Origin of the sequence: Pseudomonas sp. B21128, assembly GCF_044218865.1 — a bacterium.
GTDB classification, from domain to species: domain Bacteria; phylum Pseudomonadota; class Gammaproteobacteria; order Pseudomonadales; family Pseudomonadaceae; genus Aquipseudomonas; species Aquipseudomonas iridis.
The window spans coordinates 1,226,955-1,250,191 of record NZ_CP162590.1; the positions used below are offsets into that span (position 1 = coordinate 1,226,955).

Annotated in this window: 19 protein-coding genes; 12 read left to right on the top strand and 7 right to left on the bottom strand. The window is 51.2% G+C overall.

All coding sequences use genetic code 11. From position 1 onward, the window contains the following. Positions 1 to 219: 219 nt before the first annotated feature. The 6 genes from AB4P91_RS05330 to AB4P91_RS05355 all read left to right on the top strand — a co-directional run bounded on the left by AB4P91_RS05330 (position 220) and on the right by AB4P91_RS05355 (position 6,947). Positions 220 to 1,113, top strand: a complete 894-nt coding sequence (locus AB4P91_RS05330; RefSeq protein WP_017341688.1) for a nucleoid-associated protein — start codon at positions 220 to 222, stop codon at positions 1,111 to 1,113. 17 nt (positions 1,114 to 1,130) lie between these two features. Beyond that, positions 1,131 to 1,352, top strand: a complete 222-nt coding sequence (locus tag AB4P91_RS05335; protein ID WP_274521489.1) for a nucleoid-associated protein — start codon at positions 1,131 to 1,133, stop codon at positions 1,350 to 1,352. A 2-nt stretch (positions 1,353 to 1,354) separates the two neighbouring features. Next, the gene (locus AB4P91_RS05340; RefSeq protein WP_017341686.1) at positions 1,355 to 2,617 is read left to right on the top strand and encodes a hypothetical protein; all 1,263 of its coding nucleotides are present in this window, start codon (positions 1,355 to 1,357) and stop codon (positions 2,615 to 2,617) included. Between the two features lie 375 nt (positions 2,618 to 2,992). Continuing rightward, positions 2,993 to 3,295, top strand: a complete 303-nt coding sequence (locus tag AB4P91_RS05345) for a hypothetical protein (protein ID WP_017341685.1) — start codon at positions 2,993 to 2,995, stop codon at positions 3,293 to 3,295. 713 nt (positions 3,296 to 4,008) lie between these two features. After that, positions 4,009 to 5,334: an OprD family porin gene (locus AB4P91_RS05350; RefSeq protein ID WP_017341682.1), complete on the top strand. Its 1,326-nt coding sequence runs from the start codon at positions 4,009 to 4,011 to the stop codon at positions 5,332 to 5,334. 710 nt (positions 5,335 to 6,044) lie between these two features. After that, positions 6,045 to 6,947, top strand: a complete 903-nt coding sequence (locus AB4P91_RS05355; RefSeq protein WP_031319199.1) for a group II intron maturase-specific domain-containing protein — start codon at positions 6,045 to 6,047, stop codon at positions 6,945 to 6,947. Between the two features lie 163 nt (positions 6,948 to 7,110). On the opposite strand, the gene AB4P91_RS05360 is transcribed toward AB4P91_RS05355, so the two are convergent. The 5 genes from AB4P91_RS05360 to AB4P91_RS05380 all read right to left on the bottom strand — a co-directional run bounded on the left by AB4P91_RS05360 (position 7,111) and on the right by AB4P91_RS05380 (position 13,731). Then, positions 7,111 to 7,443: a DUF2790 domain-containing protein gene (locus tag AB4P91_RS05360; RefSeq protein WP_017341680.1), complete on the bottom strand. Its 333-nt coding sequence runs from the start codon at positions 7,441 to 7,443 to the stop codon at positions 7,111 to 7,113. Positions 7,444 to 7,585: 142 nt separating this feature from the next. Further along, positions 7,586 to 7,783, bottom strand: a complete 198-nt coding sequence (locus tag AB4P91_RS05365; protein ID WP_017341679.1) for a co-regulatory protein PtrA N-terminal domain-containing protein — start codon at positions 7,781 to 7,783, stop codon at positions 7,586 to 7,588. Between the two features lie 143 nt (positions 7,784 to 7,926). Further along, positions 7,927 to 11,100: a CusA/CzcA family heavy metal efflux RND transporter gene (locus AB4P91_RS05370; RefSeq protein WP_017341678.1), complete on the bottom strand. Its 3,174-nt coding sequence runs from the start codon at positions 11,098 to 11,100 to the stop codon at positions 7,927 to 7,929. 26 nt (positions 11,101 to 11,126) lie between these two features. Next, entirely contained in the window at positions 11,127 to 12,356 is a 1,230-nt protein-coding gene (locus AB4P91_RS05375; RefSeq protein WP_395604450.1) for an efflux RND transporter periplasmic adaptor subunit, read from the bottom strand. An 88-nt stretch (positions 12,357 to 12,444) separates the two neighbouring features. After that, positions 12,445 to 13,731: a TolC family protein gene (locus tag AB4P91_RS05380; protein ID WP_017341676.1), complete on the bottom strand. Its 1,287-nt coding sequence runs from the start codon at positions 13,729 to 13,731 to the stop codon at positions 12,445 to 12,447. A gap of 366 nt (positions 13,732 to 14,097) precedes the next feature. Here AB4P91_RS05380 and AB4P91_RS05385 point away from each other — a divergent pair, with 366 nt between their 5' ends. The 4 genes from AB4P91_RS05385 (at position 14,098) to AB4P91_RS05400 (ending at position 18,763) form a co-directional block, all read left to right on the top strand. Beyond that, positions 14,098 to 14,772, top strand: coding sequence for a heavy metal response regulator transcription factor (locus AB4P91_RS05385; RefSeq protein ID WP_017341675.1), 675 nt, complete (start codon positions 14,098 to 14,100; stop codon positions 14,770 to 14,772). Beyond that, the gene (locus AB4P91_RS05390; protein WP_017341674.1) at positions 14,769 to 16,166 is read left to right on the top strand and encodes a heavy metal sensor histidine kinase; all 1,398 of its coding nucleotides are present in this window, start codon (positions 14,769 to 14,771) and stop codon (positions 16,164 to 16,166) included. The genes AB4P91_RS05385 and AB4P91_RS05390 overlap by 4 nt, the downstream gene beginning before the upstream one ends. 513 nt (positions 16,167 to 16,679) lie before the next feature. After that, positions 16,680 to 17,354 (top strand): heavy metal response regulator transcription factor, encoded by a 675-nt coding sequence (locus tag AB4P91_RS05395; protein WP_017341673.1) that lies wholly within the window; start codon positions 16,680 to 16,682, stop codon positions 17,352 to 17,354. Beyond that, entirely contained in the window at positions 17,351 to 18,763 is a 1,413-nt protein-coding gene (locus AB4P91_RS05400; RefSeq protein WP_017341672.1) for a heavy metal sensor histidine kinase, read from the top strand. Before AB4P91_RS05395 ends, AB4P91_RS05400 begins: the two co-directional genes overlap by 4 nt. A 41-nt stretch (positions 18,764 to 18,804) precedes the next feature. Here AB4P91_RS05400 and AB4P91_RS05405 read toward each other — a convergent pair whose 3' ends face one another. Continuing rightward, positions 18,805 to 19,104, bottom strand: a complete 300-nt coding sequence (locus tag AB4P91_RS05405; RefSeq protein ID WP_031319196.1) for a DUF2790 domain-containing protein — start codon at positions 19,102 to 19,104, stop codon at positions 18,805 to 18,807. A 313-nt stretch (positions 19,105 to 19,417) separates the two neighbouring features. After that, positions 19,418 to 20,095 (bottom strand): heavy metal response regulator transcription factor, encoded by a 678-nt coding sequence (locus AB4P91_RS05410; RefSeq protein WP_395604451.1) that lies wholly within the window; start codon positions 20,093 to 20,095, stop codon positions 19,418 to 19,420. Positions 20,096 to 20,869: 774 nt separating this feature from the next. On the opposite strand from AB4P91_RS05410, the gene AB4P91_RS05415 reads away from it, so the two are divergent. Both AB4P91_RS05415 and AB4P91_RS05420 read left to right on the top strand, forming a co-directional pair. Next, positions 20,870 to 21,178, top strand: a complete 309-nt coding sequence (locus tag AB4P91_RS05415) for a hypothetical protein (RefSeq protein WP_130205470.1) — start codon at positions 20,870 to 20,872, stop codon at positions 21,176 to 21,178. Positions 21,179 to 21,372: 194 nt separating this feature from the next. Beyond that, entirely contained in the window at positions 21,373 to 23,073 is a 1,701-nt protein-coding gene (locus AB4P91_RS05420) for a phosphoethanolamine transferase (protein WP_017341668.1), read from the top strand. Positions 23,074 to 23,237: the final 164 nt, after the last annotated feature.

A 23,237-nucleotide genomic window follows, 5' to 3' on the forward strand; every position in this document is an offset into this window, starting at 1 on the left:
TGCTGTCCGCGCTTCAACGCTCCGACCCTCGTGTTGATGAACGGTATAGATCATTATGCTGTATGTATGTACAGTTAATGGGTTCTTACGGTCTTACTCATTGCCTAAGTGTTGAAGCCCTTGGGCGGTGTCACGTGCCGAGATAAGCCCTGAAGTTTGTTGGGTAAGGTGTTATTTTCAGTGATTCCATATTGATACTATCGGAACGGAATTCGACCTATGATCACACTGAAAACTGCCATTATTCACAGCTTCAAGAAGCTGGCCAAGACCAGCTATATCTCCGAGGTGGTCAAGAAGGATGTGGCGCTCGATACTGAAAATCCTGCGTTGCATTTTCTGGTCAATGGCATCCACGGCCTCATCGGCAAAGAAGGCAACAGCGTGGTCTATGGACAGTTTGCCAATGATGACCGTCAGGGGCCGTTTCCAGAGCGCTTCACCGCGTTCGTAGAAGTACAAGATGATAAAGCGCAATTTATCGACTTGACCCACTTGGCAATGGACCAACTGGTGGAGCAAGCCGGTAATCAAGTCTTGTCGACTGGTGGACACATCCTTTGCGCCCAGTACACCTCGGGCGCAACCGACTTTTTCCTGGTCGCCAGCATGAAGGAGCGCGGTGGTATTCAGCTGGACGAAAACTATGTGCCGAAGGAAATTCAAGAAGTCGATCTCAACAAGGTTCAGCAGGCCGCCAGGATCAACTTGGCTAGCTTCGTGGCCATAAAGGCTATGGCTGCTGCGGCCGCTGCTGCGCCTGAGCAGAATGAGGATGACGCGGAGGATGAAGTGGATTCAACCTACCTGTGCTTCATCAGCCGCGGCCGTGATAGTCAGGCATCTGACTATTTCATTTCTGCACTGGGTTGTGCGAAAGGAGTGGCCTCCGGACGCGCTACCAAAAATGCCATTGATAACATTGCCCGGTTTTTTCGCGACAACAAAGCGTTAAAAAGCTTTGGTTATAAGGCCAAAGAGGCGGTGATCAAATATCTGGAGGAGCAGTTGGCCGCAGGCAAGTCCGCGCGCCTGGACGCCATCTGCCACGTCGCTGTCGCACACGTACCCGCTGACTTAGTGGATGAAATCGTTGGGTTGAAGGATATTTGAATAGTGAGAAACATAAGGTGCCGGACGACTTTACGGTCAATGCGAAATCGCTGAAAGAGAAGACCCGTATCAAGGGGGACGCTGCTAACTGGTCGTTGCAATTCGAGCGTGGAGCGTTAGGTAAGGATCCGGCCGCAGACGTTTACTATGATGAGGGGCGGAAGAAGTTGACCCTGTCCAATCTGACTGCCGAACTGGTTGGTGTGATCGAGAAAGAATTGCTGGCTAGGGCTGGCTAAAAATGTTTTCCAATGTGGTAGCTCTCTACCGTGCCCTCGGAGCGCCCACCATTGAGGATGGGGTCATCCGCTATGAGGGGAGGCCAACGCCCGACATTATCGGTGCGTTGCGAATGTGTGATGACCTGCCCGCAGCCTATGGCAAGTTCGAGCATTGCTCTGAAGAAGCTGACTCTCTCGATATTGAGTTTCGCTTGCCATCGAACGAGTCGGGCCGGTTCTACCCGAACTTAGGCGAGTTTGTCGCTCGCAATGGCTCATTGGGCAAGGGCCAATTTCCGAGTAACGTGTACATTGTTGAGCTCAGTTGGGCGGATAGTGATGACACCGAACCTTCGGCGATTAAGGCGCTCAGGCGCGTCTGCCGGCTGATCGAGCTGCTTGCACTGCTAGCGATCGGCGTCGACAAAGACAGCAGTCCAGATGGTTATAACCTGTTTTTTGCCTTGCCTCCTGATGGGGCTAAGCCTCCGAGAACTTTTCTGTTGCCTACCCAGGTTGACGTCAAGGTTCTTGACTATGAGCTCAACCACCTGAGCTTGTTGGAAGAAATACTCAATCGAAAAAACGAAAACAAGGCGCACCTCTCCGAACGAAAATTGATGATTCGGATGGCGGTGGCGAGCGTCATCGAGAAGTTTGAGAGCGAGCCGAATCTGTTCTTGGTGATCGTGCGGGAGTGGCGGGAGGTCCTCGCCACGTACCGTGCGAATCTGCAAACCTACGTCTATAGCTTCTCGTTTGAGAGAGCCCGGCGCGAGGTGGCCCAGGCTGAAATCGACTATGGCACTAAGCTTAGCGGGGTACTGGGCGACATCGCGGGCAAGATGCTTGCCCTGCCGATATCGTTGGCGGGTCTGGTTGTGCTGGAGAAAACAACCTCAAAATTCGAAGGTTTTATTCTTGTCCTTGGGCTGGCAGTGGTCTCTGTGGTTCTGCTTGCGATCTTGCACAATCAAATGCTGCAAACAGAGCGCCTGCTACACAGTTTCAATGTCATCTTCGATGATTTTAAGGACAAGATAAAAACCTATCCCCCAAAACTTCAGGGCTTGCTCAGGATCACCATCGACCAGGTCGACAAGCAGGGCCGAACGCTAACTGGGACCTTTCGCTTGCTGAAGGGGCTGTCCTTGCTGCCAATCGTCGGGGCTTTGCTGCTGGCCTCGATAAAATACTGGGACGATTTCGTATGGCTATTGATGACCATCCTATCGGTCGTGTTTTCCGCGCTCAACGTAGTCCCGAACTTTCTCAGCCCGTAAAGGCTTTGCCTCATTTCTATGGAAAATTTTAAGGTGAAATTGGATTAGTAAGTTCAAACTGTTGAATAATGATCCACGCTGTCTTCAATTGCTCGAGGAAAAAATTTATGCTCGCAACAAACAGGTGGCGGCTGAGCACGCAGCATCCTCAACGGAGCTGGAGCGTGCGGCGGTTTTCATAAAGGCAGCGCTTTGCGGGAAATCTGGCTTATCCCTCGGCCACGTCGTTTTCAATCGTTCAGTGATAAACGTTAAGAGAGGAAAACCCACCATTTGAAACTCCTGAGGCCATCACAGTTGGCGGTCAGCAGGAGGTTGCCACGTAGTCTACGTATTGAAGGTCCCGCGTCTTACATTAGCGACGAGAAATCCCAGATGAGCGATGAACTGAATGAGGAGGATATGCGCTTGGCGCTATTCGGCTCCCCAAAACAATCCGACCCCGTAGTACTCGCAAAGCCGCAGCCGAGTCCAACGTCCCGACTAAACTCTAAACCGCTATCACCGAAGCTGAGGGTGACACTGCATGTTACCAAGGACTTCGAAGGCGACGTGAGCGTATTCATTTATGATGCGAACACGCTGAGTACTCTTGTCGCGGAACAAGATGCAAAAAATGAAGCTAAAAAGAAGAAATTCAAATATTTCGATGTGGTCTCGGTCAAACCCATCCAGTAACTATCGTATCGTTAAAGAACGTGCTTCATTACACTGCTCTTGCTCCCTATGCAATACCACTGACCAGCCAGTTGTTTTCTTGCAGACATTCGTTTGCATGTAACTTGACCAGTATGCGCCGTAATAGGGACTGGCTGATAAAGTCCAAAAGAAACAACTCCAGCAGTATTAAAAAATACTCGGTTTTTTGAACAAGCGGATGGGAAACCTCCACAACACTACATCCTGAATATTTCCGCTATCGCTGTCTCATTTTGGTTAGCGGCGAGCGCCTTCCGGGTACAGCTATTGCCGCATCCCAACTTGACCGCGGTCACTGCTTGAATCATATAAGGCTGTGTGATGGTCAGATTGGTCAGGTGAGCCAAAAATATAAACAATCTCGGTTCGACTTCGCTGTGACGATGCATCGAGAACTGGTTTCAGCTCCTGAGCATGCGCACTTTCAGGTGTTGATTCGTGCTGCTGGTTAAGAGTACTCCTGAGAAAAGCCCTAGTAAAGGTAGAGCCACCCATCGGTTGGGGGCATGCCGAAAAAGTTAATTTTGAAAAAACAGGCGAACATTACAGAATTGTAATTGTTCAATCATCTCCCCGTTATCTTCAAATTGCAACGATACAAGTCGGCGACGATACGGGGGCAGAAACTGCTCCCGTAAACAATAATTCCAGCCGAAGAGCTTTCTAGTTCTGCCGAACCTAAGGAGTGATTAATGGATAACAATACGAAATTTTCGATGGCCGCTTTGGCGTTGGTTGTCAGTTCTGGGCCTTCTATAGTGTTTGCGGAGGAAAAGACTGGGGGGTTTATCGAAGACAGCAGCCTTACCGTGCTCAATCGAAATTTCTACTTCAATCGTGATCATCGTAACGGTCAATCAAGCCCCACGGGCAATGGCTACTCCGAAGCCTGGTCGCATGCGATTATCAGTAAGTTCGAATCCGGATTTACTCAAGGCACTGTTGGCGTGGGTGTCGATGCTTTCGCGATGATCGGGTTGAAGCTTGATACGGGTGACGGTCGTAATGGCGGTCGTAGCTCGTTCGATGTACTACCTGTCAACGGTGACGGCGAAGCTCGAGATGAATACACGAAAGTCGGTGGCGCGGCCAAAGTTCGCGCTTTTGACACTGTGGTGAAAGTCGGTGATGTATTTCCCGCCAACCCTGTCGTGGCGTCTGGCGACTCAAGGCTTCTACCGGAAAGTTTCCGGGGTGTGACCGCGACCAATACCAGCATCGAAGGACTGACTGTTCAGGGTGGTCGCCTGCATGCTATGAGTCAACCAGTCTCCAGCAATATGCGCGACAATTTCGCGACCTTCTATGCGGGCCCCGTTAATTCGCCTTGGGTCGGCTATTTCGGTGGCGACTACACTGTGAACAAGAATGTCATCGTTAGTCTTTACTCCAGCCGTCTCAAAGACGCCTGGAATCAATACTATGCTGGCACCGGGTTGAACTACTCCTTGTCTGATGAGCTTTCCGTATTCGGCGGTGTGAATTACTATAAGGCAGTTGACGAAGGGAAAAAACTGCTGGGCGAGTTCGACAACAATATTTGGAGCGCTAAAATTGGCGTGAAGTATGGTGCGCACTCACTTGCACTTTCTCACCAGCGAAATAATGGTAACGACGACTTCGACTATCTGCGTCAGTCGGATTCCATCTTTCTCGACAACTCAATCCAGTACAGCGACTTCAACTCGCCAAAAGAACGTTCATGGATGGTTCGTTACGACCTCGACATGAGCTCGTATGGCGTACCCGGCTTGTCGTTTATGACACGTTATGGTCGTGGCACCGACGCTGACTACTCCAACGCTAACGCAACATACATGCGGCGCGATGCGGACGGGAACCCGTTGACCGATCAGAAACGTTGGGAGCGCGACATCGAAGTAAAATACGTCGTTCAGACAGGTTCCTTGAAAGATATGTCTTTCCGCTTGCGGCAAGCGAACACCCGTGCAACCGCATTTGAATCGGATTTGGATGAAGTCCGTGTGATTGTTGAGTACCCACTAGCGATTCTGTAATACCTGAACGGGATGATTCGTTCTTGACGAATATCCCGTTTTCGATAGAAAGATTTCAAAAATGTAATTTTTCAATCATCTCCACGTTAACTTAAATTGCTTATAGTGAGTGGGAGTTAATAGGAACCTAGCTAGCGCATCTGGTTGGATTCCTATAGACAAGTAGCTAGTCTGTGAAAATCTGAAACTCATTGCTGTTCAGTTAAAGCTCCAAGCTCACCTTTAGAAGCTCCTTTGGAAAAAGGTGAATTTTTAAGACGTCCCTCGGGACGTCTTTTTTATGCGTGCGCCAGGCATGGCGCGTTGCGCGCAAGCGCAACCAGCTTGGCTGTGTGGCCTCGCTGGTGACTTGGAGGTGAAAGTCCTCTACACACCCGGCAAGGGGAAGTGTTAGCCAGAGGCAAGGGTGTCGCGGGTGACCGCGAATCTGAAGGAAGCCCGAGGCAAAATGCTGGCCTGACGAACAGCAAGCGGATAGAGGCGGCGCAGCGGGGTAAAGGGGCGTGTTTCCCTAAAGCCCAATACTTGCACGGGACGCTGCGACGTAGATCCGACAGGCATAAGCAGGAAGGTCGCGCGAATTACCCTGGGAGATCTGCACGTTTGCCACAGTGCTACCGAGCGTCGAGAGGCGACGGGATGAACGTGCAGAAGTCAGCCGAGGCCGTAGTAAGTGGCGAATAAACCCGTCACCAAGGGCCGAACAAGTTATGCCGCCAGTAGGCGTCAAAGTCTCGTTGAATACCGAAATGCAGAAATTTCTCCAAGAGAAGACTGTTACTCCGAGTCCCGGACAGTATCCGAGGATGACGGCTGACAGCGCACAGGTATCGGCGGCGTCTGTGACGTGGACGAACGCGGAGCCGGACACGCTGATGGAGCAGGTGCTTGTACCGGCCAACCTTAGGCGTGCGTATCAAGGCGGCCCGCTCTCGCCGTTGCTGTCGAACATCCTGCTCAACGAACTCGACCGCGAACTGGAACGGCGAGGCCATCGCTTCGTGCGTTATGCCGACGACGCGAACATCTATGTGCGCAGTCAGCGAGCTGGCACGCGGGTGATGGCCGGTGTTGAGCGTTTCCTGAATCAGCGCCTGAAACTGACGCTGAACCGGGAAAAGAGCCACGTAGCACGGCCTTGGGTCTGCGACTATCTGGGTTATGGGATGAGCTGGCATCAGCAACCGAGGCTGAGAGTGGCGACGATGAGTCTGGGTCGCTTGCACGACCGGTTAAGAGACCTGCTGCGCGGGGCGCGGGGCCACAAGATGGCGAATGTCATCGAACGAATAAACCCTGTGCTGCGCGGGTGGGCAGGCTATTTCAAGCTCAGTCAGAGCAAACGGCCACTTGAGGAAATTGACGGCTGGGTACGACGCAAACTTCGCTGCGTCGTCTGGCGTCAATGGAAGCGGCCCTCAACGAGGGCACGTAACTTGATGCGCCTGGGGCTTAGCGAAGCTCGCACCTGCAAATCAGCCTTCAATGGCCGAGGCCCATGGTGGAGCTCGGGAGCATCTCATATGAATCAGGCGCTGCCGAAGAAGCTATGGGATCAACTTGGGTTGGTCTCGGTACTGGATACGATAAACCGGCTTAGCCGCATAGCTTGAACCGCCGTATACGGATCCGTACGTACGGTGGTGTGAGAGGACGGCGGATGTAAATCCGCCTCCTACTCGATCCGTTAAAACACGAGCATATAAAAAACGCCCGATACCTCTAAGTGTTGAGGTTAATCGAGCGTTATAAATCCCTCTGACAGCAGCATAGCTGCTAGCCGCCTCGTTTACGACACTCTCCAGCCACAGTGTACCTAATTGTATTTAGCTGTCCTTTTGAATCTTCATAGGTCATTGCGGCGGGCACCACTGCGCAGACTTTTGCAGGCCGCACCACACTGATAACCTTCACAACATCCACCTTCATCCCGTACTCGTATTCTTTCGACACAGGGGCGCTTTTCCCCTGGCTAATTGCATACTGCTCCATGGCTTTAGCATTCGCCACCATCATCTTTTCAAAGGCTTTGTCTCCTCCCCCTTCCGCCAGTACGAGAGAGGATAACGTCAGAGCTCCAGCGAAAGTAATAATACTCATGAACTTCATATTTAGTACCTCATATATTAACTGTTACAAGGATATCAATTCGAACATTGCGATGGCGTGGCGGCTAGGTTACGAATGTGTAATAAAGCCGTAAAAAAAACCGCCGCCGGAAACCGGAAGCGGTTTTTTATACGCAGTACTACTACATTTTACCTGTCTCATCTTTAGCATCACTTGAAACCACGGGAACGCTCTTCCCTTCTCTAGCAACATATGCCTCCATTGCCACATCTCGCGCCGCCATCATTTTTTCGAAGGTTCTGTCCCCCCCACCTTCGGCTAAAGCAACTGAAGAAAGGATTAAAGCACCCGCAAGAGCGCAGATTTGAGCAATTTTCATACTGACACCTCATATAGTTAACGCTAGTAGGGTATCAATTCGAACCTATCAACACGGTGGCGCCAAGATTACAGATTCGTTATGTAGCTCACATAAAAAAGCCCACTATCGAATCTCGATAGTGGGCTTTTAAAACTAAAGAATTATACGGCTTCTATTTTATCGTCTTCGTCTTCGGCTTCTTCCTCGTCTCGGCGGTGCGCCCATTGATAAAGCGCAGGCAATATCAGCAGGGTCAACGCAGTTGAGGATAGGATGCCCCCGATCACCACGGTAGCCAGGGGTCTCTGGACCTCTGCCCCCGTTCCGGTGGCCAGTGCCATCGGAATAAAGCCAAGAGAGGCCACCAGAGCTGTCATCAACACTGGGCGCAACCGGGTAAGAGCCCCTTCATTGATTGCGGAACTCAACGAATGTCCTTCCTCCCGAAGATTGCGGATGAACGCAATCATCACCAGACCATTCAGCACCGCCACGCCCGACAACGCGATGAAACCAACACCTGCCGAGATCGACAGCGGGATGTCTCGGAGCCATAAAGCCATGACTCCCCCCGTCAACGCGAATGGAATACCGGTGAACACCAATAGGCCATCCTTGAGGTTGTTGAACATCATGAACAAGAGTGCGAACACCAAGAGCAGGGCCACCGGGACTACAATCTGTAGTCGCTTGGCAGCGGATTGGAGCTGCTCGAACTGTCCTCCCCAGTTGGTCCAGTAACCGGCCGGGATCTGCACTTCTTTATCAATGGCGCTACTGGCCTCCTGTACAAATGAGCCGATATCACGCCCACGCACGTTGGCGCTGACGATCACCAGACGTTTGCCGTTTTCACGACTGACCTGGTTAGGTCCCAACACTAGATCGAGGCTAGCCACCTCTGAAAGAGCAATAAACCCGATCTGATCGGCATTGGTGTTAAGCAGCGCCGGTACCGGGATTAGCAGTGTGGACAATCCCTCGAGATCCTTACGCATGGCGTCGGATAAACGCACCACCATGTCGAATCGGCGGTCTCCCTCATACATCGTACCGGCTTGACGACCACCGACCGCCACCGCAATGGTGTCTTGTACGTCGCCAACGTTCAGTCCGTAACGGGCGGCTTTGTCACGGTCGATGTTGATGGTCAGTACCGGCAGTCCCGACGTTTGCTCGACTTTGACCTCGGAGGCACCATTGATCTTCTGCATGGACGCGGCAATTTTTGCAGCGGTGCTGTTAAGCACCGCCATGTCATCACCGAAGACCTTCACTGCCACATCACTGCGTACGCCTGAAATCAGCTCGTTAAAACGCAATTGAATAGGCTGAGAAAGCTCATAGTTGCTTCCGGGCATGGCGGCTGTAGCTTTTTGGATATCGGCTATCAACGCCTCCCTGGATTTATTCGGATCAGGCCATTGATTCTTCGGCTTGAGCATCACGTAGCTGTCAGAGATGTTTGGTGGCATTGGGTCTGAGGCAATTTCTGCTGTACCAGTACGAGCAAACATCCGCTTGACCTCCGGTACCTTTGCTAACACAAGTCTTTCCAGACGTTGCTGCATTTCTACCGATTGCGTCAGGCTGGTACCTGGTACACGCAGTGCTTGCAACGCGAAATCCCCTTCACTGAGGCTCGGCACAAACTCGCTGCCCATTCGACTGGCGACCACACCGCACACCGCGATAACGGCTAGTGCTATGGCGAATGCCATTGATCGATGGCCCATGACCCATTCTAGCGCTGGCGCATACACCCGACGGGCGCTACGCATGATGATGTTCTCTTCTTCCTTGACCTTACCGGTGACGAACATCGCAATCGCCGCCGGGACAAAGGTCACCGACAACAGCATCGCGCCGAGCAAGGCAATCACCACAGTAAACGCCATCGGATGAAACATTTTTCCTTCGACGCCGGTGAGGGCAAAAATCGGTAGGTACACGACCATGATGATCAACTGGCCGAAAATCAGCGGTCGGCGTGCTTCCTTGGCCGCCGCGAACACTTCGTGAAAGCGTTCGGAGCGGGTGAGGATGCGTCCGTGGTGTTGCTGTGCATGGGCCAGACGACGGATGGCGTTTTCGACAATGACCACCGCGCCATCAACGATGATGCCAAAGTCCAACGCTCCGAGGCTCATCAGGTTGGCGCTGACCTTGTTGGTAAACATGCCAGTGAATGTGAATAGCATCGCGAGCGGGATCACCATGGCAGTAATCAGAGCCGCGCGAATGTTGCCAAGGAACAGGAACAGAATCGCGATCACCAGGATCGCACCTTCAATCAAGTTCTTCTTAACGGTGGCAATTGCCTTGTCCACCAAATTGGTACGGTCATAGACGGTGACTGCCACCACCCCTTTTGGCAGTGAGCGGTTGATTTGCTCAAGCTTGCTAGCAACGGCTTGGGCCACGGTGCGGCTATTCTCACCGATCAGCATGAACACTGTGCCGAGCACCACTTCACGACCGTTTTCGGTCGCTGCCCCCGTGCGCAATTCACGGCCGATGTCCACGGTTGCGACGTTCTTGACACGGATGGGCGTACCGTCGACGTTGGCCATGACGATATTGGCGATATCTTCGGTGGTCGCTACTTGGCCAGGTGCGCGAATCAGTAACTGTTCGCCACTGTGCTCGATGTAACCGGCACCGACGTTGGCGTTGTTGCGCTCCAGCGCTGTAACAAGGTCAGTCAGCGTAAGCTTGTAAGCCGCCAAGCGTTTTGGATCGGGCGCAATCTGGTACTCCTTGGCGAACCCGCCAATGGTATTGATTTCGGCGACCCCGGGAACATTGCGCAGCTGAGGCTTGATGATCCAGTCTTGGATCACCCTCAGGTCGGTCGGCGTATAGGGACTGCCGTCCTCCTTGACGGCACCTTCTTCAGCCTCGACCGTCCACAGGAAAATTTCACCCAGACCGGTTGAGATCGGCCCCATGACGGCTTCCACCCCCTCGGGTAGTTGCTCCTTGGCCACCTGCAACCGTTCGTTGACCAATTGTCGGGCGAAGAACAGGTCAGTGCCTTCCTTGAAGATCACTGTGACTTGCGACAAACCCGAGCGTGACAGCGAGCGAGTTTGTTCTAGAGCCGGCAAACCAGCCATTGCAGTTTCGATGGGAAACGTGATGCGCTGCTCGGTTTCCAGTGGTGAAAAACCTGCTGCCCCTGTGTTGATTTGCACCTGGACGTTGGTGATATCGGGAACGGCGTCGATCGGCAGCTTCTGGTAGCTGGCTATACCGAGGCCGGCCATGAGGAGAACCGCGAGCAGCACGATGATGCGCTGCTCGATGGCAAATTGGATCAGGCGTTCGAACATGAGAACCTTCTCGTGGAAGTGGCGGATCAGTGGGCGTGTTCAGCCGAGGCTTTACCCAGTTCTGATTTCAGAATGAAACTGCCGGCAGCGGCGACTTGAACACCGGGCTCCAGGCCCTCCGTGATCTCGACCAGACCCGCCGAACGGCCACCTGTCTCCACTGGCTGAGCTTTAAACCCGTCGTCCGTTCGAACGAAAACAGTTTGCGTGTCCTCGACCGTCTGGATAGCCGCTTCTGGTACTGCGACCTTTGTTTGCCGAGTATCAGTGTCAACCTGCACGGTCACGAATAGCCCGGGACGCCATGCACCTTGTGGATTGGCCAAGGTCACGCGGACCGTGGCTGTACGAGTTTGCTCGCCCAACAAACTGCCGACATAGGCCACGGTTCCAGTGACTTCGGCATTCAGTTCCGACGCACTGACCGTGACCGACTTGCCCACCAGTACCTTGTTTAAATCCTTTGGCGAGACACCAAAGGTCACCCACACACGCGACAAGTCGGAGAGGGTGAAGGCATTAGTGGTTTCGCTGACAACCTCACCGAGGCCCAAGTGTTTCTCAACGACAACCCCGTCAAACGGCGCACGCAATTCATATCGGTTACCCCCGCTGGTGACCGAGCTGCCACTGAGTACGCTGATTTTTTGTCGAGCATTGCTGAGGGCGATTTCGGCTTCTTGCAAAGCCTGGCGGGCTTGCAGGAAATCCTGTTCGGCAGAGATTTTGTCCTGCCATAACTGTCGCTCTCGCTCGTAGGTAGTACGGGCCAACTCAAGACGACGTTGCGCCGCGGCTTGTTCACTACGCTGATCAGAAATTTGTTGGCTGGCGATCACGGCCAGCAACTGGCCTTTTTTCACCGGTTGACCAAGATTGACATGGACCGACTCGACGACACCGGGTACACGGGGCACCACATGTGCAGTGCGGTCTTCATCAAAACGGATTTCTCCAGGAAAGGGCAATGAAAGGCTAATACTCTGCGCCTTGGCTTCGACCAACTGGATGCCGGCTGAGCTGATCTGCTCTTCGCTCAGAGTCAAGTGACCTTCTTCCGCTTCGCCTTCGGCGTGTTCGCCCTCGGCTGATTTTTTGCCAGTAGTTTCATCGCCGTGATCGTCATGGCCTTTGCCCTCCTGAGCCTGAGCCTGAGCCTCGGCTGAGGGCACCGATGGGCTGCCCATCCACAACGAGCCGATGCCTATACCCAACGTCAAGGTCAGTGCAGTGACGAGAATTAGTTTTTTATCCATGGAAACTCCCTGCGCAGCCCAGTCGGCAGTCACGGATTACCGTGGTATTGCGATGCTGAGCAGCGGTAAAAAAAGCGTTATATGAAATTCACGGAGTGCGAGTGAGAAGGGCGACATCTCCGAAAATTCGCTCGATGCGCACCCAGGCGTCTGTCGCCTCGGCGATAGCCTGGATGTATTGCGTGCGGGCGCTAATCAAGGTGCGCTGAGCATCGAGTACGTCGAGGAAGTTAAACTTGCCCATTTCGAAACCTCGGGTAGCGGTGTCGACGGCACTTTTCGCGGCAGGCAGGATGGTTTGATTGAACGACGCGACTTCAGTGTTAGCCGTCATCCACTGATCCAGGGTGGTCTGGATTTCTGTGCGCAGGCGTAACTCACTGGCGTTACGAAGGTCGCGGGCTTGATCGGTACGGCGGGCAGCGGCTAGTACGTTGCCCTGGTTACGGTTAAACAATGGGATGGGCATAGACAGCCCCACGACATTCACCCGCTCGCGCTCGCGCTCGTCGTATTGGCTCCCGATACTCACGGTGAGGTCGGGAATTCGCTGAGCCTTCTCCAGGCCAAGGGAGGCTTCCCGCTGATCTATTTGCAGTTTTGCCAATCGTAGTTCCGCGGTTTCACCTATGCGATTAAGCAGCAGTGACGAATCCGGTACGGTTGGCATCGACCGGCCTGGATCACCCACAGACACGAATGCAGGCAAAGGCGCGCCCATGACCTGAGCGAGTCGCTGGTAGGCACTGGCCTCATCCCGCTCAGCCCGCCTCAGCTCCAGACGCACTTCTGATAGCTGAACCTCTGCGCGAGTACCTTCAACGGGTGAGGATTTACCACTCTTGATGCGACCTTGAGCTACACGCAAACCGCGCTCGGCGAGCTCAAGTGATTGACGTGATAACAGCAGCCTTTGCTGAGCCGTCGAGGAGCTGTAAAACGCCTGAATGACATCGGCACGCAGAACATTGCGTTTGCGGTCCAATTCAATACCGGCCGCGTCTTGAGCTCGACTGGCCACCTCGATCCTAGCCCCGCGCTTACCGCCAAGCTCGATCGGCTGGTTGATCATTACCGTCGTAGTGCGCGAGTTTCGCCGAGTATCTTCAGCCTCCCAGGAAACCTCAGGGTTAGGGATCAACCCTGCCTGCTGTCGCTCTCCCTGAGCAATACCAGTCTCCCATTGAGCGGCCGCCAGATCAGGGTTATTGGCAAAAGCGGTTTCAAGCGCCTGATCCATTGTTAGCATTTGAGCGGTCGCCGCAAACAAAGGACTAGTCAAAAGCGCAAGGATCGAAATGAGACCTGCTCTTAGCATGGTCTTATGCGTGATTGGGTGAGCAATAAACTTTCTACGCCGAAGTAATTCCATCATTCCTTAAAACCTTTAAAACAAAAAGAATTTCCCATGAGGCAAATGTAATTCTCCGCACCTATCAACAAGGTGACTGAAAAATTACAAATACGTTATCCAGCGGAAAAACCTCAATTAATGCATTAGGATGAAGTCAACAAGTGCTCGCACCAAGAAACAACCCGAAACAAAAAAAGGGAGCCGAACCTAGTACTTTAGGAGGTCAAGGAAACATGACGAACCTTGCAAAGCTTTAAAAAGACCATATTGCGAAGAAAATTAAAGATGTAGCCAGAATCGAAACATTTATACAGATTAATAAAGCCCTTAAACCATGTTTAACGAGCATCCAATCATTCCGATACATTTACCAGAGGGTGAAATCCTATGCGAATCCTTGTGATAGAGGACGAGCTGAAGACTGCTGAGTACTTACATCAAGGCCTGACTGAAAGTGGCTATATTGTAGACTGCGCATCGACCGGGGCTGATGGACTCCATCTAGCACGTCAGCAAGCTTATGATCTGGTAATACTAGACGTAAATCTACCTGAAATTGACGGTTGGGACGTTCTTGAAAATATTCGGCAGACTAGTAGCACTCGGGTAATGATGCTGACTGCAAGAGGGCGTCTGGCAGACAAAATCAAAGGATTGGATTTGGGAGCCGATGATTACCTGGTCAAGCCATTTGAATTCCCTGAGTTGCTTGCAAGAGTACGCACTTTAATGCGTCGCAGCGAACATGTTCCAGTTCCAGAGGTATTAAAAGTCGCTGACCTTGAACTTGATCAAGGCAGACATCGCGCATTCCGCGGAAAGCAACGCATAGATCTGACGACAAAGGAGTTCGCGCTGCTTCATCTGTTGATGCGTCAATCAGGAGAGGTGTTATCTCGCACTCAAATTATCTCTTTAGTGTGGGATATGAACTTTGACTGCGACACAAACGTTGTCGAAGTTTCGATACGAAGATTGAGAGCAAAAATAGATGATCCATTTGAAACAAAATTAATACATACCCTTCGTGGCGTAGGCTATGTATTGGAGGCGAGGAAATGAAACCGGTCAGCCTATCGATGCGGCTGGGGTTGACAGTTAGCATTATGGGAGCGGTACTAGTAGTGCTGTTAGCGATACTAGCTTTTTTAGCGCTTACTCACGAACTTGATTCGCGCGCAAAAAATAGCTTAGAGAAGAAGATGAGTCAGATTGAGCACAGTCTACTGATGGATATCAGTACCCGTGACATGAGTTTAAAACCACACGTGCTATTAGATCAAGTGCTGGGACACGACAATCTTAACCTGACCATCTTTGATGATGACAACATGAGTGAACCTCTGCTGAGTTTTGGAGCAGATATACCTGAAGTATCTACGAATCAAGCCGGAACAGCCGCCAGTAATAAGCTGTCGTACTACTCCCCAGCCGAAGAGTCCGGAATCCACATCCTCACCGCCTCTAAGCTCATGAAATTAAAGGATGGTGAGTTCGTATCGGTCCTACTGTCTATTGATCGCTCGAATGATGAAACGCTATTGAGCGCCTACCTGAGTTCGACCATTGTAGCGGTTCCACTGTTGCTGATTCTGATTGGTTTCAGCGCCTGGGCTATTGTGCAACGAGGCTTATCCCCCCTCCGGGAATTCCGGAAAGTTGCAGCAATGGTGTCGGCCCAGGATTTAAGTCATCGACTCTCAGTTGTCAAGATGCCCCAAGAACTCAGTGAGCTTGCTCACGGTATAAACTTCATGCTGCACCGTCTTGACGGCGGAGTTCAACAACTATCGCAATTTTCTGATGACTTGGCGCATGAGCTGCGGTCACCGATTACGAACCTTATGGGGAAAGCTCAGGTAACACTTTCTCGAGAACGCCCGGCAAAAGAGTACAAGGCTGTTTTAGAGTCATGCACCGAGGAACTAGGACGAATCACCAGAATTGTTTCAGACATGCTTTTCTTGGCCCAAGTAAGTCATCCGGCTGCACTCGTGCCGTTTGAAAGCATTTTACTAGAGGATGAAGCGCTAAAAGTCATCGACCTTTTTTCTCTATCGGCTGAGGAAAAGAGCGTTGGTATAACTGTCAGCGGATGGGGCAAAGTTTTAGGTGATCGACTCATGATTCAACGGGCTATTTCCAATCTTTTATCAAATGCCATTCGTCACTGCCCAGCAGGGCAGTCCATTGCTATAGCGATTGAAACGCAAACTGAAAAAGTCTCACTATCAATAAGTAATCCTGGGGTAGGAATTGAGCACCAGCACTTGTTCCATATTTTCGATCGTTTCTATCGTGTAGATAACAGTCGCTCACGAGCTGAAGGTGGTACTGGATTAGGGTTGGCCATTGTCCGATCCATCATGAGTCTTCACCAAGGAACGGCAGAGGTCAAAAGTATGTCGGGTCATCCGACAGTCTTTCGACTTACATTTCCAAAATATAATGCGTAAAGTAAACTAATAGACCACAAATCGGGGAAGTGTTTTTAGTAAGACTTTAACTAAAATCAAAACAAATAGAAAACAACCTAAGAGTGCGACTCCGAAATCCTTAGAGCATAGATAGGGTGGGATATTTGCACATAACAAAGCGAGATCAACTCCCCTTGGTACATCCTGCCACTCCTCCCCAACGCGTGCGGCATTAAATTGACTGCCTGTACCGTAACACTTCGAAACGATTGCCTATAGATATCCGCCGAGCGGAGCTTGGCTTCAGACTGAAATAAATGTAAGAGAACCGCGCTTTAACACACCTGCGACATATGGTCGCAAATACTTTTATTGTAAAAGCTCTTCCTCCTGTTGACCCTGTAGCAGCTTCAGGCTTGATACTGGACACTTGAGCAATGCGCGGTTTTGAGATCTTTATGATCGAATAGTTCTACATCATTTCTTAGTCGGGCATTTAAGTAAACTTCGAAATTTCATTATTCAATTCATATTACATAGGGCGGCACTACCATGCGAATGCTTGTAGTTGAGGATGAGCTTAAAACTGCCGAATACCTGCATCAGGGTTTGACTGAAAGCGGCTATATAGTAGATCGGGCGGTGAATGGCACGGATGGACTTCACCTTGCGCGTCAACAAACCTACGACTTGGTAATACTTGACGTCGATCTACCACAACTTGATGGCTGGGGTGTACTTGAGCAACTGCGCCAAAGCAGTAACACCCGGGTCATGATGCTGACCGCTCGCGGGCGCCTGGCGGACAAGATCCGCGGCCTCGACCTGGGGGCTGATGACTATCTGGTCAAGCCATTCGAGTTTCCAGAACTGCTGGCCCGGGTACGAACCTTGATGCGTCGCAGCGAACACGTTCCCGTCCCGCAGGTCTTGAAGGTCGCTGACCTGGAACTCGACCAGGGCCGCCATCGGGCCTTCCGGGGCGAACAGCGCATCGACCTGACGACCAAGGAGTTTGCCTTGCTGCACCTGTTGATGCGTCAGTCGGGTGAGGTGCTTTCCCGTACCCAGATCATTTCATTGGTCTGGGACATGAACTTCGACTGCGACACCAATGTGGTCGAGGTTTCCATCCGCCGCCTGAGGGCCAAAATTGATGATCCTTTTGACAACAAGCTAATCCATACCCTGCGCGGCGTTGGCTACGTGCTGGAGGCCCGGGAATGAAGTCGGCAAGCCTGTCGACGCGGTTGGGTTTAGCGGTGAGTATCCTGGGCGCATTGTTGGTGTTATTTCTGGCGGTTCTTGCATTCATCGCGCTAACGCATGAGTTAGATAAACTGTCAAAAGACAGCCTGAGCGAGAAAATGCGGCAAATCGAGCACAGTCTTTCGCTGTATGAAAAACCTGTCGACATCAAAATCAAACCGCACGTATTGCTGGATCAGGTGATGGGGCATGACAACCTGAACCTTACCATTTATGACCTGAAGAATATGAGGACGCCGCTCTTAAAGTCCGGCTCTGGCTTGAAGGACCCCAGGGTGGAGTTGAAGGCGGCAGGGTCTGCCACCGTCAATGTGTCGTACTCCCCAAGCATCGATGATCAGGGCCGGCACTTCCTGACTGCGTCCAGACTTATCCGCTTACCGAACGGTACGAATATCGCCGTATTGCTGTCGATTGATTGCGTCAACAATGAAGCGCTGCTCAGCACATATCTAAGCTCGACGATCATAGCGTTGCCACTGCTGCTGCTTCTTATCGGCATCAGTGCCTGGGCAGTGGTAAAACGGGAGCTCGCGCCGCTGCAGGAGTTTCGCAAGGTGGCCGCCATGATCTCTGCTCAGGACCTCAGTCACCGACTCTCGGTGGTCAAGATGCCACAGGAGCTCAGTGAACTGGCCCGTGGCATCAACTTTATGCTGCACCGACTCGACAGCGATGTTCAGCAGTTGTCGCAGTTCTCCGATGACCTGGCCCACGAACTGCGATCGCCCATTGCCAACCTGATGGGCAAGGCCCAGGTGACGCTGTCCCGGGAGCGGCCTATTGAGGAGTACAAAGCAGTCTTGGAGTCCTCCACCGAAGAGCTTGGGCGCGTAACCCGGATTGTCTCGGACATGCTTTTCCTAGCGCAGGTCAGTAATCCCGCTGCGCTGGTCCCGTTTGAGACCATTGCGCTGGAGGATGAAGCCTCGAAGGTCATCGATCTGTTTTCCCTGTCGGCGGAAGAGAAACATGTCAGCTTGAGCGTTACGGGCAGTGGGTCGACCATTGGTGATCGGCTGATGATTCAGCGGGCAATTTCCAACCTGATGTCCAACGCAATACGCCATTGTCCAGCAGGCCAAGCCATCTCAATCACCATCGAAGTCCATGCCACAGAAGTCTCGCTACTTGTAGCCAACCCAGGCGCAGGTATTGAACCTCAACATCTGCCGCACTTATTCGATCGCTTTTATCGAGTCGACACCCATCATTCTCGCACTGAAGGCAGTACCGGGCTTGGTTTGGCCATTGTGAAATCGATCATGAGTCTGCATCAGGGAGTGGCAGAGGCTAAAAGCTCCCCCGGTAATATCACGATCTTCAAGCTCGGTTTTCCAAACATCCATGGACAAGCCAGCTGGTGACACCAACCATTGAAAAAACAGCCCTTATTCACGTCATCCGTTCATTCGTGCGTGTTACGACACACACCCATAATTTGGTATTCAATAGTGTGAAGCTTTCCAGCTGAGTCCTCATAGGTCATTCGAAAAGGTACAATGTTGCAAGAGCGAATTGGTGGGGTCGTACTCACCACTTTTGCGATATCAAGCTTCATTCCATCACGATATTTCTGAACTTCCGGAGCTGTCTTGCCTTTTTGGGCTGCGTAGGCTGCCTTTTTTTTCTGATTTGCTTCCATGGCGTTGTCGTTGCGATCACCACGGCTTTCAGCGAATGTTATCGAAGACAATGATAGCGTCAGCGCAACAGCACTTAATTTTAAGCGCTCATCGCAGAGTCTCTTTGAAGTGGTTACAAAGCTGTTAAACTTACGTAAGTTTAACGAGATAAACCTTTCTGACTCATTTTAGAAAAATTACTTATTTGTAATTTCCACCCGTTAGCCTCAAAAGCTTAGTGAGGTATCAAAATCAGCCAGGCGCAGTACCGTCCCACCCAGGAGCCATTGGGGAATCCTATAAAACTGACTATTAGAGCAAATATTTGTGCATTCTGAATTTAAATTGAATGTCGATTATTTCACACAATTTCAAAATTCGAAGGATTAAGAGGGCTCATTGATCACGCGTTTCGAGAACATATCCAGCACCACGCAAGGTATGGATTAGCTTCTTGTCAAAAGGGTCATCAATCTTAGCCCGAAGCCTTCTCATTGCTACTTCAACAACATTGGTGTCGCAATCAGCATTCAGCCCCCAGACAGAGGACATGATTTGCTTGCGTGACAGCGTCGTACCAGTCTGGGGCATCAAGAGGTGTAGCAAGGCGAACTCCTTGTTGGTCAGTTCAATCCGCTGCTTGGCGCGACAGGTACGGTGTCTGCCCAGATCGAGTTCCAGGTCGCCGACACACAGCACATCGGGCAATGCCGACAATTCAGTGCGACGCATCAGAGTACGTACTCGGGCCAACAGTTCTGGAAACTCAATTGGTTTGACCATGTAATCGTCGGCGCCTAGGTCGAACCCTTTGATTTTGTCCTCCAGACTACCTTTAACGGTAAGTATCATGATAGGCGCAATAATGACCTTGCGAATGCTTACAAGTAGACCCCAATCGTCACGTTGCGGTAGGTTCGCGTCGAGCACTACAAGATCATAAGCCTGTTGGGATACTAAGCGTAAGCCATCGATTCCGCTGGCGACGCAATCAACGACGAATCCGCTTTCAGTCAGCCCCTGATGTAAATAATGGGCGGTTTTCAGCTCGTCTTCTATTATCAAAATACGCATTTTTCATAAAATCTCGATACTAAATAATAAAACTTCCTTATACGCGCACAGATAACTTCACTCACCAACCCATTCCAACATATTTGCATTGATCGATTTTAGTCAGTAAGAATTTATCACGCATTATCGAGGCTCCGCTACGCAATCGACGTAAAACATACAAACCTCCACACTAAATAGATCTTAGACTAATTGTCCGCAGCAGATGGGCTTATAACAAATTTGTAATTCTTCAGTCATCCTTCTGATAACTGCTCAACAGTACATTGAGTGTGCAAAAAATCTACGCGTCATAGGATCCTGCGGACGGGGCGACTTCTGATCGAATCCAGACACCTGAAATCGATGCCCGCAGTTTTTTTAGACCATCAAATATTTATTAGTGAACAAAGAAACAATGCGCTTTGGGGGCGTAAATCTCGTTATGCGATCTCGCATTAGAAAAATGTTGTGGGCGGCAGGTCCACTGTCTCGTGTTTCGTCGTTGATGACGGCGTCGCGACAGGAAGCCCACGTCGAGGCTAGGACAAAACCCCAAACCGCATTACTCAATAACCCAAGCCCCGTAGATGTCCAGTGGGATATCCAAACTGTCCAAACGGGGCACCAACAGACTGATTTGATCCCTAATCCAGTACTAATGGATGCCAAAGCCTTCCGCGAAAATTCGAACACCACCAACGTAAAGCTCCGTCGGACGCCGAAAGTGTGCGTCATGCGTGCACAGCAAGGTCTGATTTCAGTTCAGAGTTCGCAATGTCTGGCGGAACGAGGATGACCAGCATCCGGAAGCGGTTGACCCTGGTGGACGCTTCAACACCGATTTTGTCCTTCGGCCGCAAACTAAAAAGTATTTCGTCGGCGGCCAGCCGCACCTATCAGTCTCGTGATCTGCACAACGTCACCAAGCTACGCCTGCGGTACGAAATCCGCCTCGCTGTAGACAAGCGCTCGACGGCCAACAGAGCAACAAAGTCTACGCGGCCCCGCACCCAGTATTTCGCTTCAGCACAACTACTGGTGTTCAAGGACGAATCGAGCAGATCTACAGCCACGTCGCTTACTTGGGGGGGCACCTCATGAAAAAGATTTTCATCAGTTTGGGGTGTCTGGCGGTTTGGCTAGTCGCAGATCGCCAACTAGCTGACGAGAACGTTCAGGGTCACTGGTGCATCCACGAGTTGCACCGCGCCATTGGCGATTTTTTCTTACCTAAAACGTAGTGACACTCCGGTGGCAGTTCGCGCCTGGATACGTCGAGATATTCCGGAGTACCCATGAATAACAAAGTACCAATTCGCAGTTGGGAAATCACCCTCGGTAGTAATCAGTTAATTCTTGCAGTTTCAACCTGGCTTCTATTGTTTAGTAACTGGCCATTTTGGCGAGCTGTCTGGCAAGGCGTGGGAGGCCTACAGGACGGAAACACCATATTCGTGCTTAGCCTGCCTTGGTTCGTGTTGATTTGGCTATACGTATTGCTCAGCGTGATGGCCTGGGGACGCTTGATAAAACCTGTGTTAGCTATCGTGCTGCTGGTTGCGGCAGCAACGAGTTACTTTATGAATAGCTATGGCATAGTAATTGATTACAGCATGCTAACGAATGTGATGCAGACGGACAGGTCCGAGGCCACGGACCTGCTGAACTGGGAACTACTGCTGTGGATGCTGGGCTTTGGTGTTATACCGGGGTTGATTATTACCCGAGTCCGTTTGATCCAACGATCGTGGTCCCGCGCACTTGCTCATCGATTGATGGGTGTGGCGGTAGCGCTCACCTGCTTGGCGGTCATCGTATTTACGCTTTATCAATCCTATGCATCGCTGATGCGTAACCATCGCGAACTCCGATTGATGTTGGTTCCGTCGAATGTGGTTTCGGCAATCCATGGGTATACGCGTCGCCAGCTAGCAGTTCCCACCGAATTAAAAACCATTGGTGCTGATGCCCGCCGTGAAGAAGCTACTGCTGGTGTACGCAAACCACGGCTAACGGTACTTATGGTGGGTGAAACCGCTAGGTCCGCTAACTTCTCCCTCAATGGCTATACCCGGGATACCAATCCGGAATTGGCCAGGCGTGGCGTCTTAAGTTTTACCAATGTCAGCTCATGTGGAACAGCTACGGCCGTTTCCTTACCCTGCATGTTCCTGGATGTGGGTAAAGAAGGCTACAAAGACGGTATGGCGCTGCGTAGAGAAGGACTATTAGACGTTTTGCAGCGGGCCGGAGTATCGGTCCTTTGGAGAGACAATAACTCGGGTTGCAAAGGCATTTGCGACCGAGTACCAAATGAAAAATTGAACAATCAAAAAACGCTGGGATTATGTAGAGCCGACGAGTGTTACGACGAAGTCTTATTGCAAGATTTACAAGCCTACTTGGATAAACAGCAGCGGGACTCAATCGTGGTGCTACACATGAAAGGCAGTCACGGCCCATCCTACTCGAAACGCTATCCACCAGCGTTCGAACGATTCGGGCCCGTTTGCAATAATAACCAACTCGAACGTTGTACGCGCGAAAGCATTGTCAGTGCCTATGATAACAGTCTCAGTTATACGGACTACGTACTTGGGCAAACGATCGACCTGCTAAAGCGTAACGCTGAACGTTTTGATACGGCGATGCTTTATGTCTCTGATCACGGTGAGTCCCTCGGCGAGAATGGGCTTTACTTGCATGGACTTCCTTATGCCATGGCTCCCAGCGAGCAGACTAGTATCCCCATGGTACTCTGGATCTCCAAAGATATGCAGTCGCGTCAAAACCTAGATCCTCAATGCCTGAAGGAACAACGCGGAGTATCACTGTCCCATGATAACTTATTCCATTCTATATTGGGGTTGATGGGTATTCAAACTACATCATATCGCCCCGAGCTTGATCTGTTCAGTACCTGTCAGTCCAAAGCGTCAACACCGTTAAAGCTCGCGCAGACATTTGAGCGTCAATCAATGAAAACACCGAAATAAGTGGAGCTGCGCGAGAAAGATCTAAAATGACCCTATAGTATGAGCATACTTTGATTAGAAGCCATGCAACTACTAATCGTTGCATGGCGCCACTTCTAACTCTTCCTAAAAATCAGCATCCGGGTGAGCTTTTTTTAAGACTATTTAGTCGGCCACATCAAGCA